Annotated in this window: 1 protein-coding gene; it reads right to left on the bottom strand. The window is 43.2% G+C overall.

Annotation, left to right across the window (positions count from 1 at the left end; genetic code table 11):
• Positions 1 to 933 (bottom strand): Vomp family autotransporter (locus ACFIK8_RS09420; RefSeq protein ID WP_375669269.1); only part of this gene is annotated, 933 nt, incomplete at both ends.

Below are 933 nucleotides of genomic sequence, written 5' to 3'. Positions count from 1 at the left end.
GATGTATAACCTGCACCAAAGGCAAATGCACTTTGACTACGCCATAAGCCGCTTCCAAATGCAATGCTTAATTTTCCAGGTGTATCATTGTAACGTAAGTTAGATACCGCTAAACCTATAGCCGCTGCTTGCCTCGCTTCTTTCCGGGCACCCTCAATACCATAATTTAAAGCCTCAAACTTCATATCTGTATAGTCTTTAGCCTGAGAAACAGCATCATTAATGGCATCAACAGTGATATTCTTGATACGTTCATCCGTATATTTTTTCGCATCATCAAGAGCAACCTTCATCTGTTGTTCCGTATAGTCATGCAACTGACCACCATTCACTGCTTCTTTCGAACCCTTCTCTATCTTCCCATCCGCAACATTATCAATCACTACAGGTTCACCAGCATTACCACCTTGTAAACTGATTTTATTCGTTTTATTCCCATGCTCATCTCGGTCATAGCTAACAGCACCATCAACAACCTGACCAATCCCTTGCTCAATAGCATCAACCTTTTGTTCAACACTAGAGAGACGTTCATTGGTTTCCCAAAGCTGTCCACCATTGACTGCATCCTTCGAACCTTGCGCAATATTACCATCAGCCACTTCCGTAATCTTACCAGGTTGACCCTTATGGCTCGCATCATACCCGCCCTTCTCTTCATTCCAATGTAACACATCAGAATCAGAAGACGGAGGTACCGGAGATGCCCCTTGTTCAACAGCCTTCAAACGATCATTGAGATTAGACAAACTGCTATCAACACCACCAAAAGCATTCGCTACAGTCTTATAGTTCTTCTCAACAACACTGCCATCAGGACCCAATTGGTGAAGCATAAATGTTGGATCCAACCACTTCCCATTCTCATATCCAGCACCACCACCAAAATAAGCAGCAAGCTGGTTGCTCATCATATAAAGCTGATTACCCGTA

Source organism: Bartonella sp. MR168JLCBS (genome assembly GCF_042194175.1).
The sequence above is the reverse complement of the archived record's forward strand: the minus strand, read 5'-3'. Positions and strand labels throughout refer to the sequence as shown.